The following is a 17,400-nucleotide window of genomic DNA, read 5'->3' on the forward strand; positions in this document are numbered from 1 at the left end:
ATTAATTTTTGACAAAATGAGTGAAAATGGGCAATGGGTTAATTATACCATGTCCTATGAAAATGGTCTTGACACCTTATTTGTTAAAAATACCAAAACATTAAAAGCATATGCTTTCCCCTTAGCAGATCGAGGAGCTTTTATCACCTCAGATTGGTTTATCTACCAAACAACGAAGAAAATTCATCTGGTAAATTTGAAAACAGGCAAACAAGAAACAGTACTTAATGCCACCCGGTATATGTATTCTTCGGCTGCAAAGCAACTCTTGATTTTAACAACGGAAAAAGGAAAAGGAAACACGTTAATTATTCGCGAACCAGATGGAACTGGTGAGGAGCGTCTTGCTGGAGTAGATGAATTCGTAATGGATCCGACAAAACAAATAGTTCTCTACACAACAACAGTTGGTCATAAGCATAGTGTTTGTCTTTTGGAACTTTTGCATGAAAACCGAAAAACACTACTACATACTGGTTCAAATCATTTTACTAATTTGGTATGGCATACAAAAGGAAAAACCCTAGCCTTTATGGAGTGTCCTAGCGAATCCAGCCCAAAAAACACTATTTTTTATTATAGCCTGTCTGATAAAAAAGTATACAATTCCAGTCCTGAGATTCAACAAGCCTTTTTGGGTGATTCTCTTTTTATTCCTGCCTTACCAGCAATAAATTATAAACTTAAAATTTCAGATGACATGCAAAAAGTGTTTTTTACTTTAAAGGGAATAGGAAAATCAAGAGATACTCTAAAAGATTCTGATGTACAACTATGGAATGGAAATGCCAAATGGATTTATCCAAGAGAAGAAAAAAAAGAAAATCAAAAAGAAAAGACTTATCTCGGATTATGGGATCCACTTGAAAATCACTTCCTGCTCATTTCTAATGATACCTTGTCAGAGTTTATGTTAACGGGAGATCAGAAGTATGCGGTACTATCTAATAAACGGCAATATGAGCCACAATATGATTATGATGGGCCTCGGGATTACTATCTAGTTGATTTATCTACTAGCAAAAGTGAGTTGCTTTTGAAGAAGCACTCAGGTAGTAATCGACGTACTATTGTATCTCCAACAGGAAAATACATCTCCTATTTTAAACAAGGAAATTGGTGGATCTATGATATTATAAAGAAGACCCATACCAATATTACTAAAAACATTGGACAATCTTTTTTAAATAACGAAGGTGAATACTCAAATGAAGGACTATATTCAACTATAGGCTGGACGCCAAGGGATAATGAAATTTTGCTATTTGATAAATATGACCTCTGGACAATTAAACCAGATGGATCATCTGCTCGTAGGCTGACCCATGGCAGGGAAACCCAAACTAGCTTTCGATTGGCAGGATATTCTAATAGACCCACAACAGAAATAAATTATAATGGAAGAATTCATGAAATTATAGATCTCAATAAAGGATTATTGTTAGAAAGTACCAACGAACAAAAACATTCGGGCTATTATAGATGGACGACTAAATCCATTGAAAAGATTGTATATTCTACAAATTCTCAATTGAATCAACTCACGTTGTCCACTAAAAATGATGTATTTGTATATAGCGAACAACGTTATAATCTTCCTCCACGATTGATGATGGAAACCCGTGCTGATAAAACACCCAAAGTAATAGTACAAAGTAATCCCCAACATCAACATTTTAATTGGGGAAAAGCAGAATTGATTACATATAAAAATGCTAAAGGGCAATCATTACAAGCTATTTTATATTATCCAGCGGAATATACCAATAAAAAGAAATATCCTATGATTGTTAATATTTATGAAAAATTCTCTGATAGACTCCATAGGTATATTAACCCTTCTCAGTTCAAAGATGTTGGATTTAATATTTCTACTTTTACATCACAAGGTTATTTTGTGCTCTTACCTGATATTTCATATGAAATTGGCAATGTTGGATTATCAGCAGCAGATTGTGTTATTTCAGCAACAAATGAAGTAATTGTTCAAGGACATGTTTTACCTAATAAAATAGGTCTCATTGGCCATTCTTTTGGAGGATATGAAACGGATTTTATAATCACACAAACCAAGCTTTTTACCGCTGCTGTTGCAGGTGCAGCTGCAACTGATTTAACTAGTTATTATCTTACGGTTGGAAATACAGGGAGACCCGAAATGTGGCGTTTTGAGAATCAACAATGGCGTATGGGAAAATCACTTTTTGAAGACAAAGTTGGCTACGATAGAAATTCACCGATAGTTCATGTAAACAACATTACAACTCCATTGCTTTCTTGGACAGGTGGTGATGATAGACAAGTGAATTGGAATCAGAGTATTGAATTTTATTTAGCATTATGGCGTCTTAAAAAACAACATATTATGTTACTGTATCCTAAAGAAGAACATACACTTAGTGAAAGGAAAAATCAAAAAGATCTTTCTATTCGATTGCATGAGTGGTTTGATTATTATTTAAAAGATATGCCACCAGCATTATGGATTAAGGTTGGACTTAAATAATAATTTAGTATAAATGGTAATGCAGTTCTATAAAGAACTGCATTACATTTTTAGAAAGATATTCTAAAAATTAATCAGGACGGAACAACGTTATAGGACAGCTGGTTTCTCCCTCATTTAACCCATACGCTTGAGGTCCATTATCATAAAAAAGACGGCAAAGTTCATCGCCTTCATCAACACAATCCACTTCCATACCACAAGGATCTTCAGGTATAGCGACAAAGCCTGTTATTGGATCTGGATCATCGGTGATTTTTGCATCACTTTGCATTGATGTGGTCAGAAATGCACCAGAAATGGCCAGTACAAAAACTGCAGCTGGCATCATTTTTTTTAAAATTATTGCTTTCATAATAGTAAAATTTATGGTTAATAGTGATCTACTTTTTTCTACAGGTGTTCGATCTAGTTCCTGATACTTAGCGCTAGTATATCATTTCATGTATCAGAGACTTTTTCCCGCTACACGTTTTATTTCGTTTTTTAGTATCTCATTCAATTGATAAACTACCAATTTAGTATCAATAAGGACATATACATGGGTTGGGGTAACAAGAAAGTTGCGAAGCTTTTTACCATCAATTCCATATATATGGAAACTAAATAAATAAGCTTTCTTGTTTAAATCATAAACATCAATTACAGAGGCTTGTTTCCAAACTTCTTTTTGTTCGTAACGACCCGGAACGTTAGAATTTACAAAAAGTAAATGTCCGAAAACGCTGCTGCATGCGTTAACAGTCAGCGTTGGTTTTGCCATTGTTTGTTCCGTTTTTTCTTTGAGGTAGGCTACTTTTATTTGCGCACGTGATACGGTATCAATTGTATTACCACGATAATCTAATGTCCCATTTTCATCAGCTACTATATACTCATTTCGATAACTATAGAGATAGACGATTCTTTTCATTTCTTCACTATAATGTAACATTCCATCCGTATCAAAAACGCCATCGATTTGCTTTTGTAATAATTCTGGTGCCATGCTGATTTTTGATTGACTCCCAGCGGTAAATACACCAAGAATGTTATTGCTATTAGTCTTACTAATTCCTCTAAAGGCAATAGTGCTACTATCTATAGGGACGGCGGTACCAAAATAAGGAGGTCTAGGTTCTTGTAATTTGGCCTTCCAATTGGTAATCCTGCCACTAAATATGGCAGGAGCGCTGCCATCAATTATATAGAAAAAAGGTGGACGAACTGACATTCTAACGGATTTGAAAGAAAAACTGTCGCGATTAAATGTCGCTCGTATCTTTTGTTGCTGTAGTTTGTTGTCAATAGATAATAAATACATTGGAACCGTATAATTTCCAAGATATAATTTGCCATTACCAGCTCCTGCAAAATAATACGAATTGTACTTTAAATCTAAAGTATGAGTGAGTGTAATCGGATGATGTGGGTAACGACGAATAAAAGGATTTTGATGGTGTATGATTTCTTCCGAAGTAAGAAATAAAATGATGACTGCAACACAGCTCAATAAGAAAGTCAAAACTAACTGAATGGGATAGGAGAGAAGCCTTGTGCTTTTTTTTCCAGAGTTACTTTGAGGATGATTGAGCCAAAGTGCTAAGCCCGCTATTAAAACAAAGAAGATGTTAAATAACAGGTGTTCCTGCCAACTCATTTTCTCTAGAATTCCGCCACAAGAACAAGGGAGAAAAGAGCTGTAATTGAGCATGATAAAAATATAAGCAGTAAACATAGTCATCAAACAAAATCCAGCGTAAAGTCCCTTAATGCGGGTGCTTGGAAATAGCAGTAATATTGCAATTACAAATTCTCCGATAAGTACTGCCCAGGAAATCCAATCTGCAAAAGCACTTAGTAATGGAGATTGCCCTAGTTCTACCTTGAAGTTTTCAAAATCAAGTCCTTTGTTCATGGCAGCATAAACCAATAAAAAAACATAAAGGAGACAGGTTATGTCAAGAATTATATTTTTACTTTTTGTATTCAATTTCATATTATCTAATCTTTAGGTTGATACACTTATAAAGTGTGAAATTCTATAAACTCAAATAATAGAGAGCATTTAGATAACACTTTCAATTATTTAGATTTGGAGCAAAACAAAATTACAACAGTCTGTTTGTTAGATTGTTATTAAAAACAAGCCAAAATTTCTCAATAACATTCATTTTTAGTTAAAGTTTGAAAAACTGCATTAGGAGCTTCTATTTATTAATAAAAAAGTGCCAAATAAACCTCTATTTGTTTATTTGGCACACAACTACTTTCCCTCCTTTTTATTACTTTCCAGTTTCGCTCAATGTTTTTAGTTTTTCACTGAGTTCGATAAGTCCAGCCTTTTGCAAACATTCATCTCCAAAGAGTTTTAATTCTTCAAGATTTGCTTCTGGAATACTGGTCATAAGAAGCGATAGTTTATCATCACCTTTGGTCGATAATCCGCGTTCAATAACATGGTTTAATAATAAAACATTTTTTCGTGAAATTTTCAAATCAATCTTCACTACATCATTCATACCAGGGATACTGAGCACAGTATCAAGAACCTTGGCCACATCATTTGGTGTCATAATCTTCACGTTTTTAATTAATAATTTATTCTATAAAGATAGAAAGTTGCTTGTGAGTTTTGATAGGCAAAATTTACCTATGATAGGTAGAATCCACAGCACTTGTCTAATTTTGTATCTGATATAAAGGCAAAATATTAAAACGTATGATAGGATTTTAGGCAAATAAAGCTCAATAATTTGCTTTGAATTTGATATAAAGTATGCTAATTAAAGTAGGTTTTAAAACGATTTTCAAGAGTGAGAAATTCAAAAAGAAGATACGTGTCAAAAGATTGGTCATCTTAAATTAAGAAGATTTTAGGATGTGATTTTCTTTAAGTATTTAGTGACGCCTATTACCTTATAAATGAACAACTAAAAACCTTCTTTAAAAAGTCAGGATTTTGTTGTTTTTAAAATTGATTTATTGCTTTGAAAGAGCACCACTTTTTAGGGAAGTTGGTAAGTAAATTCAGTTTTGTACTTATCTCGTAGCAATGGTTTTAAATTATATGCGATGTGCACTTTCTTTGATTACAGAAAATGGTAATAATATATCCTTCTATAATATGTTCTTGAGATTTTAGGAGGTTACAATGACTGTTATTATAATTAAATTAAATTAAATCTCAAGATTAATATACCGCAGATTATAAAAAGGAAAAATAGTTTTGAAAATTTTAGAAAAATAGAGATATCTCAAGAGTATTTAAAACAGCAGGAGGATTGCCACGTTCCTGCAATCGGCAAGATGTCCTGTTGTTAAACAACAGCTTCTTGCTGCTCTACACTCGGGACTCGTTAGCAGTGATACTGAAAGGATAAAAAGAGTTTGATAATAATGAAAAAGAGAGATGATGAAACGAGAAAATTCAAACAGAACACGCATTGTCGGGGTACGGTTTACGTCCGAAGAGTATGCGAAAATTGAGAAAAAATGGAAAGCTAGTACTTGTCGTAAGTTAAGCGACTACATTCGCAGGCACCTATTTGACAAATCTATAAACACCACTTATAGGAATCAGTCATTGGATGATTTGACTTATGAAATGATGCAATTGTTTAAGCAATTAAATGGCATTGGAAATAACTATAATCAGGCGGTAAAAAAACTACATACCCTAAATCAAATTCCGGAATTTAAAGTATGGATTATAAGTGCTGAACTCGATAAAAAAAAGCTTTTTGATAAGATGGATGAAATCAAACTATACATCCAGAAAATCTCGGAAAGATGGTTGCGATCATAAAAACAGGACATTCGATACACAAGGTTTTCTATTACAATGAAAACAAAGTAAAAGAAAATGTTGCAGAATGTATAGGTGCTGGAAATTACCCGATTGATGTGGATAAAATGGGACTTACTATAAAACTGAATCGTTTTTTGAAACAGTTGGAATTAAATGAAAATGTAAAACGAAACAGTGTACATATTTCAATCAACTTTGATCCGTCAGAAAATCATTCTAAGGAAAAATTAATGGCTATTGCTGATTCATATATGGAAAAGATAGGTTTTGGTGAACAGCCTTATTTGGTATATCAGCATCACGATTCCGGGCATGCGCACATCCATCTGGTTTCCATAAATGTCCAGAGAGATGGTACACGAATAGACATGCAGAATATTGGTAAAAACCGCTCTGAACCGGCAAGAAAAGAAATCGAAGAACTCTTTGAACTTGTTAAAGCACAAGGGAATAAAAACAGTCCCGATTTTCAGCTCAAGCCAATCATCTCAGGAAAGATTCAATACGGGCGAACCGAATCAAAAAAGGCAATTACCAATGTACTCAATCAGGTGATTTCATCTTATAAATATACCAGTCTTCCAGAACTCAATGCAGTGCTCAAACAATACAATGTTTTAGCAGACCCAGGCAATGAAGATTCAAGAATGTTTAAGGCAAAAGGATTAATGTACCGGATACTGGATGATACTGGAAAACCAATTGGAGTCCCCATAAAAGCCAGTCTCTTTTACAACAAGCCGACCCTAAAGTTTTTAGAAGAAAAATTTGCATCCAATACTACAAATGATGTCTCAGATATAAGAAGGGTAAAAAACGCTATTGATATGGCTTTTTTAAGAACAGAAATATCACTTACGAAATTAGTTAACCTGCTGGAAAAAGAGGGTATCAATACTGTTTTTAGAAAAAATTCTGAAGGATTACTTTATGGAATTACCTACGTAGACCATACAACAAAATGTGTTTTTAATGGTAGTACACTCGGTAAACAATACAGCGCCAAATCGATACAGGAACGTTGCGCCTCTAGTAATCAGGTAGAGGAAAACAGGGCAAGTTTAAAGAGTGAAAAATTACACACAGTCACATTTGAAGCACCTAAATCGGAAATTATGGTAACACTTTTTGGGATTGATTTAAGAGATAACAAATATCTAGGATCCAGCACTATAATGTCGCAATTAGCAGAGATACTCATGCAATCCGAACAGACAGCTAATTACCTTCCCTACGAGCTGAGAAACAAAAAGAAAAAAAGAAGAGGACAGTCTAATAATCGATAAAATTTGAAATTATGGCTATGCAGACAGGAGAGAACGAGCAGGCACTGAGAAAGATCTTGGATATGACAAGACTTATTAGTATCGTTATTTTAGGAATCCATTTTTATTATTACTGCTATGGTGCATTTGGAAAGTGGCATTTGGTTAGCGGATTCAGTGATAAAATCATGGGTAATATTTACTATACAGGATTGTTCAGTAATTTCCATAAGTCCAAGCTCTTTGCATTGGGGTTTTTAATAATCTCACTAATTGGAGTTAAAGGACGAAAAGAGGAGAAACTAAATTACAAAACAGCTTTTGTTTATATAATTACGGGGATTCTGATTTACTTCATAAGTTATTTTTCATTATACCTGAAAATAGAATTAATGCTGGCAGCAATTGCCTATATGACCATCACTTCAAGCGGTTTTCTTCTGATGCTCACTGGTGGTACACTATTATCACGTATTGTAAAAAATAGGCTTAACAGCAAAGATATTTTTAATACCGAAAATGAAACTTTCCCCCAGGAAGAAAGACTCTTGGAAAATGAGTATTCCATCAACCTTCCAGCCCGATATCATTTAAAGGATAAGATAAGAGACAGCTGGATAAACATCATTAATCCGTTTCGAGGGTTATTGGTTTCGGGTACTCCTGGCTCCGGGAAATCCTATTTTGTCATACGCCATGTGATTACCCAGCACATCCGTAAAAAATTCACCATGTTCGTCTATGATTTCAAGTTTGATGATCTGACCAGAATTGTTTATAATACTTGGCTTAAATACAGACACCTCTATTCAGTATTACCGCAGTTTTATGTTATTAATTTTGATGATCTGACAAGAAGCAACCGATGTAATCCATTAGACCCTTCAGCGATGAGTGATATTACGGATGCTTCCGAATCAGCACGTACTATTCTGTTGGGACTCAATAGGGAATGGATAAAAAGACAGGGAGATTTTTTTGTAGAATCGCCGATTAATTTTCTCTCGGCCATAATATGGTATTTAAAAAAATATAAAGACGGCGAATTCTGTACCCTTCCTCACGTAATTGAACTCATGCAGGAGGATTATGATAGTCTCTTTACCTTACTTAGAACTGAAAAAGAAATTGAAGTGCTTATTAATCCCTTTGTAAATGCCTATCTTAATAATGTCATGGACCAATTGGAGGGCCAAATCGCATCAGCAAAAATTGCGATGGCAAGGCTTTCCTCCCCGCAATTGTATTATGTTTTATCAGGTAATGATTTCACATTGGACATCAATAATCCGGATGAGCCTAAGATTGTATGCATGGGTAATAATCCGCAGAAAATCCAAATATATGGAGCTGTATTATCACTATACGTAAACCGATTGGTTAAACAAGTGAACCAAAAAAACAAACAGAAAAGCAGTCTGATATTTGATGAGTTTCCAACCATCTACCTTAACAATATGGACAGTTTGATTGCCACAGCCAGAAGTAATAAAGTAGCAACTTGTTTGGGGATTCAGGACTTTAGTCAGCTGCGTAAAGACTATGGACGAGAACAGGCTGACGTCATTATGAATATTGTTGGAAATGTAGTCAGCGGACAAGTTACAGGTGATACAGCTAAACAATTATCCGAACGTTTTGGAAAAATTATGCAGGACAGAGAAAGCCTTTCAATCAATAGTGGAGATACTTCTATAAGCCGTTCCAAACAATTGGAATCCGCAGTGCCTCCATCCAAAATTTCCGGACTTAGTTCCGGTGAGTTCGTGGGGATGGTAGCCGATGACCCTGATTGTAAAATTGAGCTCAAAACATTTCATTCTGAAATTCTAAATGACCATGAAGCATTAAAAAGAGAACAGGATAACTATGTCGATATTCCTATTATCCGTAAAGTTGATAATGCAATGGTACAGCGTAATTATTTGCAAATAAAAAAGGACATTAAGGACATTATTCATTCAGAAAAAGAAAGGCTATTAAATGATTATGAGCTAAGGCATTTGATAATTAAGAAGTGATAAAAAACAACAATTTAAATGAAGAAATAATGATACAAGAACAATTTACGGTGATTATCCAATTAATAAAACAATCCAGATCAAAAGCTATTGCTGCTGTTAATACTGAAATGATTAATCTGTATTGGAATATTGGACAGTACATTCACAATCGTATCGAAACAGCCGAGTGGGGGAAATCAGTCGTAAAAGAATTGGCTGATTTTTTACAAAGAAGTGAGCCTGGTTTAAAAGGATTTTCGGATGCGAATCTTTGGCGTATGAGACAGTTTTATGAGATTTATAAGGATACACCAAAACTCGCACCACTGGTGCGAGAAATTAACTGGTCCAATAATTTGATTATCTTTTCAAGATGTAAAACAGAGGAAGAACGGGAGTTTTATCTAAGTTTTTCCAAAAGAGAAAACTATAGTAAAAGAGAACTCGAACGCCAGATTTCATCCAGCCTTTTTGAAAGAACAATGATTGGGAATTCAAAACTCGCACCAGTGGTGCGAGAAATACATCCTGAGGTTAATAATACGTTCAAAGACAGTTATATTTTTGATTTTTTAAACCTTCCTGAATCTTATAGCGAGAATGAATTACAGCAGGGACTTATTAAACAAATGAAAAATTTCATTCTGGAACTAGGTAAAGATTTTATCTTCATCGACCAGGAATACAAATTACAGGTAGGTAATAGTGATTTTTATATTGATCTATTATTCTACCACAGAGGATTACAATGTCTGGTCGCTTTTGAACTCAAAGCCGATAAGTTCAGACCGGAACATTTAGGACAATTGAACTTTTATCTGGAAGCACTAGATCGTGACGTAAAGAAACCACATGAAAATCCAAGTATTGGAATATTGTTATGTACGGATAAAGACAGTAAGGTTGTCGAGTATGCACTCAATAGAAGTTTATCCTCAACGATGGTTGCTGAATATAGAATTCAGCTTCCTAATAAGCAATTGTTAAAGCAAAAACTAAAGGAATTATTGGAATAGAAATAACTTGATTCTTGATTTAATCAGGTTTTGTAGTAATTAATTTTTCAACTCTTTAATTTCTCGTTTCATTTCCAAAAGTATGTCTTTTAGACTTGAAAAATCGGATGTTTCTTGTTTCTGGTCGCTTTTACCAATACTACATTCATACTCCCAAATTTCCAGAATATCAGAAGCTTTGACTTCATAGGCAGGATAAAAATGGTTATCCGATTCTAAAACAAGCGTATTTTTTTTGTTCTTATTGAGTCTTTTATAGACCATACCCTCACTTTTGGTGATGATGATATAGGTCTTGCCATCCATTACTTCACCCAATTTGTCAATGTAACGTCCTACGATAATCGAACCATCTTCATGTGGTGGCATCGAGTCGCCTTCCACAGGAAACCCCCTGTGTTTTCCATGTTTTAAAAAAGGCAGAGAGATTTGTTGCAGACTTTCGATATATTCGGGATCGGCATACCCATTCAAATACCCAGCCTTTGCAGTTTGGGTGACAACCTCAACATAATTTTCTCCTGTTTGATCAACGGTAATTGGTAGCAGTAATCTGTTATTTTCCAATTTAAGCAAATCATCCATCGGTATTTTTCGAACATCTACCGAGAGTAGCAAATCGATACTGATTTGATAATAGTGCGCTATTTTCTTTAGTATTTCATAGGGAGCTTCAGAAGTTCCATCTTCGTATTTGGCGTAGCGTCCCCGGGTAATAAAAAGACTCTCAGCGACTTTTTCCTGTGAAATTTTCTTTTTTGCCCTAAGGTTTCTGATGTTGTCGGAAAATAAAGACATGTTAATTTTTGTTACAATTTGTAGCAACAAAGATAAGTGTTTTTGTTATAATCTGTACTAATTTTGTTCCGTATAAAAGGAAGAAGATTATGGGAAGGTCAATTGTACATATTGATATGAATACGTTTTTTGTATCCTGCGAAAGGTTAACCAATTCAGAATTGAATGGAGTACCATTGATTATTGGAGGAGGGGACAGGGGAGTGGTAGCTTCTTGTTCTTATGAGGCGCGTACTTTTGGAGTGCGCTCGGCTATGCCCATCAAGATGGCACTTCGACTTTGCCCACAGGCAAAAGTGATGAAAGGAGACATGGAATTGTACTCCACTTTATCACATACCATTACCGAAATAATTCAGGAGAAAGCGCCCATAGTGGAGAAAGCCAGTATTGATGAATTTTATCTGGATATAACGGGTATGGACAAATTCTATGGGAGTTACAAGTGGACCAATGAACTGGCACAAACCATTACCAAAGAAACAGGACTACCGCTGACTTTTGCTTTATCAGTGAACAAAACGGTTTCGAAAATAGGAACTGGAGAGGGAAAACAAAAACAGAATTTGGAGATTCCAGAGCATATGGTACAACCCTTTTTAAATCCTTTATCCATTCAGAAAATCCCGATGGTAGGAGATAAGACCTTTCAATTACTTTCAAGAATTGGGATACGAACCATTCAAACACTCTCTGAAATGCCATCAGAAGTCTTACAGCAAATGATTGGGAAAAACGGAACTGAACTATGGAAGAAAGCCAATGGTATAGATAACAATCCCGTAGAACCCTATACAGAAAGAAAATCCATATCAACGGAACATACCTTCTCGCAAGATACTATTGACATAGCCAAACTTAAACGCATACTCGTTGGGATGGTAGAAAAACTCGCCTTTCAATTACGTTCAGAACAGTGGCTCACCTCGACTGTAGTTATTAAAATTAGGTATGCCAATTTTGATACAGAGACCAAACAATGCCGTATAGCCTATACCTCAGCCGATCATACCCTGACCAGGAGTGTTACCGAGTTATTCGATAAATTATACCAGCGTCGTATGCGACTAAGATTAATAGGAATACGTTTTAGTGGTCTTGTTCGGGGAACGTATCAAATCAATCTCTTTGAAGATACCGAAGAAATGTTAGCGTTATATCAGGCAATGGACAAAATGAAAAGCCGCTACGGATTTGATGCCGTCATGCGGTGTGCAGGTGCCTCGTTCAAACCCAACAACAAAGCAGCAATTTTAAAACGTAAATAATAAGACATCATGTACCTCAATTGTCATTCTTTCCATTCCCTGCGTTATGGGACTATTCCCCTGGTAGATTTGGTACAGCAAGCTGTGGCATGTAGCGTAAAAGCGATGGCACTTACGGATATCAACACCGTAACTGGGATTTATGATTTTATCACAGCATGTAATGCGGTTGCGATTAAACCACTTGTTGGAATTGAATTCAGATGTAATCATAAACTGCGTTATATTGGACTAGCCAAAAATAGTGAAGGTCTGGGGGAGATGAACCGTTTTCTGACCAAGCATAATTTTGAGGATGCTTCTTTACCAATAGAAGCGCCTGAATTCAAATCGGTTTTTATAATCTATTCCTTGGAGAACGCCCCAGATTCTTTGAAAGAAAATGAATACATTGGTATTCGCCCCGAAGAACTTCCAAAACTATTCAGTTCTCATTGGAAAAATAGAGTTGATAAAATGGTCATTTCTCAGCCCGTAACCTTTCGGATTAAAAAAGAATTCAACCTGCATAAAATATTGCGGGCTATTGATACCAATGTTATCCTGTCCAGGCTTAGTGAGAGTGATTATTGCAGTACTTCCGATGTAATGGTACCTCTTGAGGACTTGCTTATCCAGTTCACGGACTATCCACAGATTATTTTAAACACTCAAAAAATAATAGACGAGTGTAATTTTGAATTTGATTTCAAAACACCCAAAAATAAAAAATACTATACCAATAGTAGAAGCAGCGATATGGCTTTGCTGACAACCCTTGCGCAGCAAGGACTAGTGTGGAGGTACGGAACGACTAACTTACAGGCAAAAGCGCGGGTGGAAAAGGAGCTGCGTGTGATTGAAGAATTAGAGTTCAGTGGTTATTTTTTAATCACATGGGATATTATCCGCTATAGCAACAGCTGTGGTTTTCTGCATATAGGGCGGGGGAGTGGTGCAAACAGTATTGTGAGTTATTGCCTTGGCATTACAGATATATGTCCCATAGAATTGGATTTATATTTTGAACGGTTCCTGAATCTGAATCGTAAAAGTCCACCAGATTTTGATATTGACTGGTCGTGGAAAGAACGCAATACAATCCTTGAATATATTTTCAATCGCTATGGCGCAGACCATGTGGCTTTTTGTGGAACCAATGTAGAGTTCAAATACCGATCGATATTCAGGGAAGTCGGAAAAGTATTCGGACTCCCTAAAGAAGAACTCGATATGCTCGCTAAAAATCCAATGGCTTCGCATGATGGGAATTCAGTAGTAAGATATGTGCAGGAATATGGCATGATGCTCGAAAAATACCCCAACCAGCGCAGTATGCATTCCTGCGGGATATTAATCTCCGAAGAACCTCTTACCAATTATACGGTGCTCGAAATGCCTCCCAAAGGCTTTCCTATTGTACTCTTTGATATGCATATCGCCGAGGATATTGGTTTTGAAAAATTTGATATTCTAAGCCAGAGAGGTATTGGTCACATTGATGATAGCGTGAAACTCATCCAAAAGAACCGTGGTATTAAAGTAGATATTAGGGACACGGCATTATCCAAAGATGAAGTGTTGTGCAATACGTATTTGGCCACAGGCAAGACCATTGGTTGCTTTTATATTGAAAGTCCAGCTATGCGAGGACTATTGCGCCGTCTGAATTGTGACAATTATAAAATACTCGTAGCGGCTTCCTCCATCATTCGCCCTGGTGTGGCACAGTCTGGAATGATGAAAGAGTATATTTTTCGCCATAACAATCCCGATAAGTTCGAATATTTTCATGAGGTTTTCAAAGAACAATTGGGCGAGACCTATGGTATCATGGTGTATCAGGAGGACGTAATTAAGATTGCCTTGTACTATGGCGGGCTTCCAGCCGCTGACGGAGATATTCTGCGTCGCGCTATGAGCGGTAAGGGGCGTTCTAAAGCAGCTTTACAAAAAGTAAAGGATAATTTCTTTGCTTCTTGCCTGCAAAAAGGACATTCTGTAAAATTAAGCGAAGAAATATACCGACAGATTGAATCCTTTGCAGGATACTCTTTCTGTAAAGCGCATTCGGCATCCTATGCAGTGGAAAGTTACCAAAGTCTTTATTTGAAAGTACATTACCCTGTCGAATTCATGGTAGCGGTTATTAATAATCAAGGAGGTTTTTACAGGACCGAAGTATATATTCATGAGGCTCGTATGTCTGGAGCAGTGATACATAACCCATGCGTCAATAAAAGTGAATACGAAGCAACACTATACGGAGTTGATGTTTATCTCGGGTTGATGCATTTAGAGGGTTTAGAAACTAAACTAGCGCATCTTATTATATCTGATCGGGAGGATAGGGGGGACTTTAAATCATTGGAAGATTTTATCAATCGTATTCCAATTGGAATTGAAGGCATTCAGATTTTGATTTTTATTGGTGCTTTTCGTTTTACAGGAAAAACAAAAAATCAATTGCTGGTAATAGCCCGATTGATATTAGTGAATTTTAAGCCTGAAAATAGAAACCTCATGCTACTTCAGGAGCCAGTCAAAGAATATAAGCTACCTGTACTCGAACGCTCTGCTTATGAAGATGCCTTTGATGAAATCGAACTACTTAGTTTTCCAGTATCATGTACTCCTTTCGATCTTTTACAAACTCCATACAGAGGGGCTGTGATGGCAAAGGATTTAGTGAGTCATCACAAGAAAACAGTAAAAATGCTCGCTTATCTTATTTCCAGAAAACATGTGCCTACCAAAAGAGGTACCATGTATTTTGGCACTTGGATTGATACAGAAGGGGAGTATTTCGATACAGCCCATTTCTCAGATAGCCTTGAAAGATATCCTTTCCAAGGTGGTGGTTGTTATCTATTATTAGGAAATGTTGCTGTAGAGTATCATTTTCCAACGGTAACGGTAACAAAAATGGCAAAGATGCCATTCATACCCGATCCGCGATATTCAAATACGAGTGACAGACAATTCAAAGCACACGAGCATATACGAGAAGATGTGAGTATGACACATCGTGCTCCTTATCCTTCAGAATCTGAAATTAATTTACCTAGGCAAAAGATGGTTTAAATTTAAAACGGTTGATAGTTAAGGTATTATCTGAAGCAGATATGTTAAAGTCAAACAGAAATAAGTATAAACTTGAATTTGCGTATTAATTTATTGTATTTTCGTACAAAAAAATAAAATGATTTAATAAGGTCACACTACTAAATTTTGAGGAACAAAATGGTTTAATTAAAAATTCAAGTTCCGTATGGATAGCTGTTGATATTGTTTTAAGTAAAGTAGAATTAGTCATAATTTCCAAATACCATTGTTATTGAAGACCAGCTTACTTATAGGCTGGTTTTCTTTTTTAAGACATAGAGAGTGTTAATATGGAAACTGCTATATTTATCAGAATTTGGTTTCAAAGCAAAAAAATAGGCTGTTCATCGAACAGCCTATTTTTTTTGTGAGGTTAAGAGTTTTTTATACTAGTAAGTATATTCGAACGTTTCACCACCACTAACTTGTTTTGTCAAAAAGTTATTGCCATCATATGTGTTTACGTAAGTAGTTGTTCCTACGTTCTCTCCATTTTTTGTTTCTGTTATTTTAGTGAAATTATTAGGTGTATTTACGTCTTTATCAAAAATTCCTGCATCCAATAACAAAGTATATCCTAAAATATTTTTAAAAGGATTATTTTTTGTATCATACTCAACTACATTGATATAATTATTAAATACAACTTTAGTGATGTTTCCTCTGGCATCTAAAGTAAATACACTTGATGATTCTTGTGTTTCTACTAGTGTGGTAGGATGAATCATAACTGTAACAGTTGAAATTGTTCCATCAGCATTGTAAGTATAGCTTTTCTTTAGGCTTTCAGAATCTGCTGATGCAGGAACCTCAATATAAGACTTCAGTTTATTGTTTTCGTAAGTGAAATTTGTAGTTGTTTTTAATACACCACCTTCAAAAGACTCTGCTTTGGTAATTACATTTCCTGTATATGAAAAGGTTGTTTTATCACCACCACTGTAGGTAAGACTTTCAATTTTGTTCCCTTGATAAGCATAGGTAACAGTCGAATTCTCTTGTGGAGAAAGTGCAGAAGTGTATTTTTCGGTTTTAGGGAAAATTGTATTCTCGACATTAGAATTATCACCACCATTGTCATCATCAGAACTAGAACAAGAAGTTAGTACTAAACTGATAGCACTAAATAAAAATAAAACTTTTTTCATTACGATTGTATTTATGATTTTTGCAAAAATATAATAAATTTCGTATAAAAAAAATGATTTTCATACTATTACTGCAATTTGCTGATTATCATATTATTTAGTTTTTTAGAAAGGTCAATTTTTCGTAAAAATAACAGCAAACTAGTTTTCTAAAAATGGAATAAAAATTCCTTACTCAGGATATGAATTTTTGGAAAGCATTCCATAGGTTATTCTAGCGTCAATTTTTAATTCTAATCTGTAGGAACTGCCCGCAAACTTTCCTTAACTCATTATCATTTATTGATTTTACATATGATAAGATATATGATATTCTATTAAAAGTCCATTAAGAAATTTTACTTAAAGCTTTCACTCGAAACGGACTAAAAGGGCAGCCAAGATAGTGCCCGTCGTATGCTGCATGCGCATAATGGCTGCGCCACCCTTCGGGACTTATAGCACTCCGCATCCGTTAACCGGTCACTTGATTCTTGCTTTCTTTTTTCCCGTTTTTTCTTTTGAAAACAATTTTTTATAGGG

General features: G+C 35.3%; 12 protein-coding genes. 7 read left to right on the plus strand and 5 right to left on the minus strand.

The features are described 5' to 3' along the window. The first annotated feature begins 16 nt into the window (after window positions 1-16). Entirely contained in the window at window positions 17-2,506 is a 2,490-nt protein-coding gene (locus tag IW20_RS07170; RefSeq protein WP_165571411.1) for a S9 family peptidase, read from the plus strand. A 70-nt stretch (window positions 2,507-2,576) separates the two neighbouring features. Here the strand turns inward: IW20_RS07170 and IW20_RS07175 are convergent, their stop codons facing one another. The 3 genes from IW20_RS07175 to IW20_RS07185 form a co-directional block, all read right to left on the minus strand. After that, entirely contained in the window at window positions 2,577-2,861 is a 285-nt protein-coding gene (locus IW20_RS07175) for a DUF6520 family protein (RefSeq protein ID WP_035620374.1), read from the minus strand. Between the two features lie 93 nt (window positions 2,862-2,954). Further along, window positions 2,955-4,484: a MauE/DoxX family redox-associated membrane protein gene (locus IW20_RS07180; RefSeq protein ID WP_035620376.1), complete on the minus strand. Its 1,530-nt coding sequence runs from the start codon at window positions 4,482-4,484 to the stop codon at window positions 2,955-2,957. A 286-nt stretch (window positions 4,485-4,770) separates the two neighbouring features. Beyond that, window positions 4,771-5,061 (minus strand): hypothetical protein, encoded by a 291-nt coding sequence (locus IW20_RS07185; protein ID WP_316930621.1) that lies wholly within the window; start codon window positions 5,059-5,061, stop codon window positions 4,771-4,773. Window positions 5,062-5,900: 839 nt separating this feature from the next. Between IW20_RS07185 and IW20_RS07190 the strand changes: the two genes are divergently transcribed. The 4 genes from IW20_RS07190 to IW20_RS07205 are packed head-to-tail and all read left to right on the plus strand — an operon-like array spanning window position 5,901 to window position 10,580. Continuing rightward, a complete protein-coding gene (locus IW20_RS07190) occupies window positions 5,901-6,293 on the plus strand; it encodes a plasmid mobilization protein (protein ID WP_035620377.1) in 393 nt (130 codons plus the stop codon). Continuing rightward, complete coding sequence (locus tag IW20_RS07195; protein WP_035620378.1) at window positions 6,278-7,582, plus strand: relaxase/mobilization nuclease domain-containing protein; 1,305 nt, start codon at window positions 6,278-6,280, stop codon at window positions 7,580-7,582. Before IW20_RS07190 ends, IW20_RS07195 begins: the two co-directional genes overlap by 16 nt. A gap of 17 nt (window positions 7,583-7,599) precedes the next feature. After that, complete coding sequence (gene mobC, locus IW20_RS07200) at window positions 7,600-9,582, plus strand: conjugal transfer protein MobC (protein WP_035620387.1); 1,983 nt, start codon at window positions 7,600-7,602, stop codon at window positions 9,580-9,582. A 29-nt stretch (window positions 9,583-9,611) separates the two neighbouring features. Then, entirely contained in the window at window positions 9,612-10,580 is a 969-nt protein-coding gene (locus tag IW20_RS07205) for a PDDEXK nuclease domain-containing protein (protein ID WP_394363651.1), read from the plus strand. A 39-nt stretch (window positions 10,581-10,619) separates the two neighbouring features. Here the strand turns inward: IW20_RS07205 and IW20_RS07210 are convergent, their stop codons facing one another. Continuing rightward, on the minus strand, window positions 10,620-11,378 hold the full coding sequence (locus tag IW20_RS07210; protein ID WP_035620379.1) for an XRE family transcriptional regulator: 759 nt from the start codon (window positions 11,376-11,378) through the stop codon (window positions 10,620-10,622). Window positions 11,379-11,467: 89 nt separating this feature from the next. Here IW20_RS07210 and dinB point away from each other — a divergent pair, with 89 nt between their 5' ends. Both dinB and IW20_RS07220 read left to right on the plus strand, forming a co-directional pair. Then, window positions 11,468-12,646, plus strand: a complete 1,179-nt coding sequence (dinB, locus tag IW20_RS07215) for a DNA polymerase IV (RefSeq protein WP_205625903.1) — start codon at window positions 11,468-11,470, stop codon at window positions 12,644-12,646. Window positions 12,647-12,655: 9 nt separating this feature from the next. Further along, window positions 12,656-15,709: a DNA polymerase III subunit alpha gene (locus IW20_RS07220; protein ID WP_035620380.1), complete on the plus strand. Its 3,054-nt coding sequence runs from the start codon at window positions 12,656-12,658 to the stop codon at window positions 15,707-15,709. Window positions 15,710-16,119: 410 nt separating this feature from the next. Here IW20_RS07220 and IW20_RS07225 read toward each other — a convergent pair whose 3' ends face one another. After that, the gene (locus tag IW20_RS07225) at window positions 16,120-16,878 is read right to left on the minus strand and encodes a hypothetical protein (protein ID WP_035620381.1); all 759 of its coding nucleotides are present in this window, start codon (window positions 16,876-16,878) and stop codon (window positions 16,120-16,122) included. Between the last annotated feature and the right edge of the window lie 522 nt (window positions 16,879-17,400).

It is taken from the genome of Flavobacterium hydatis, assembly GCF_000737695.1.
Taxonomy (GTDB): Bacteria; Bacteroidota; Bacteroidia; order Flavobacteriales; family Flavobacteriaceae; genus Flavobacterium; species Flavobacterium hydatis.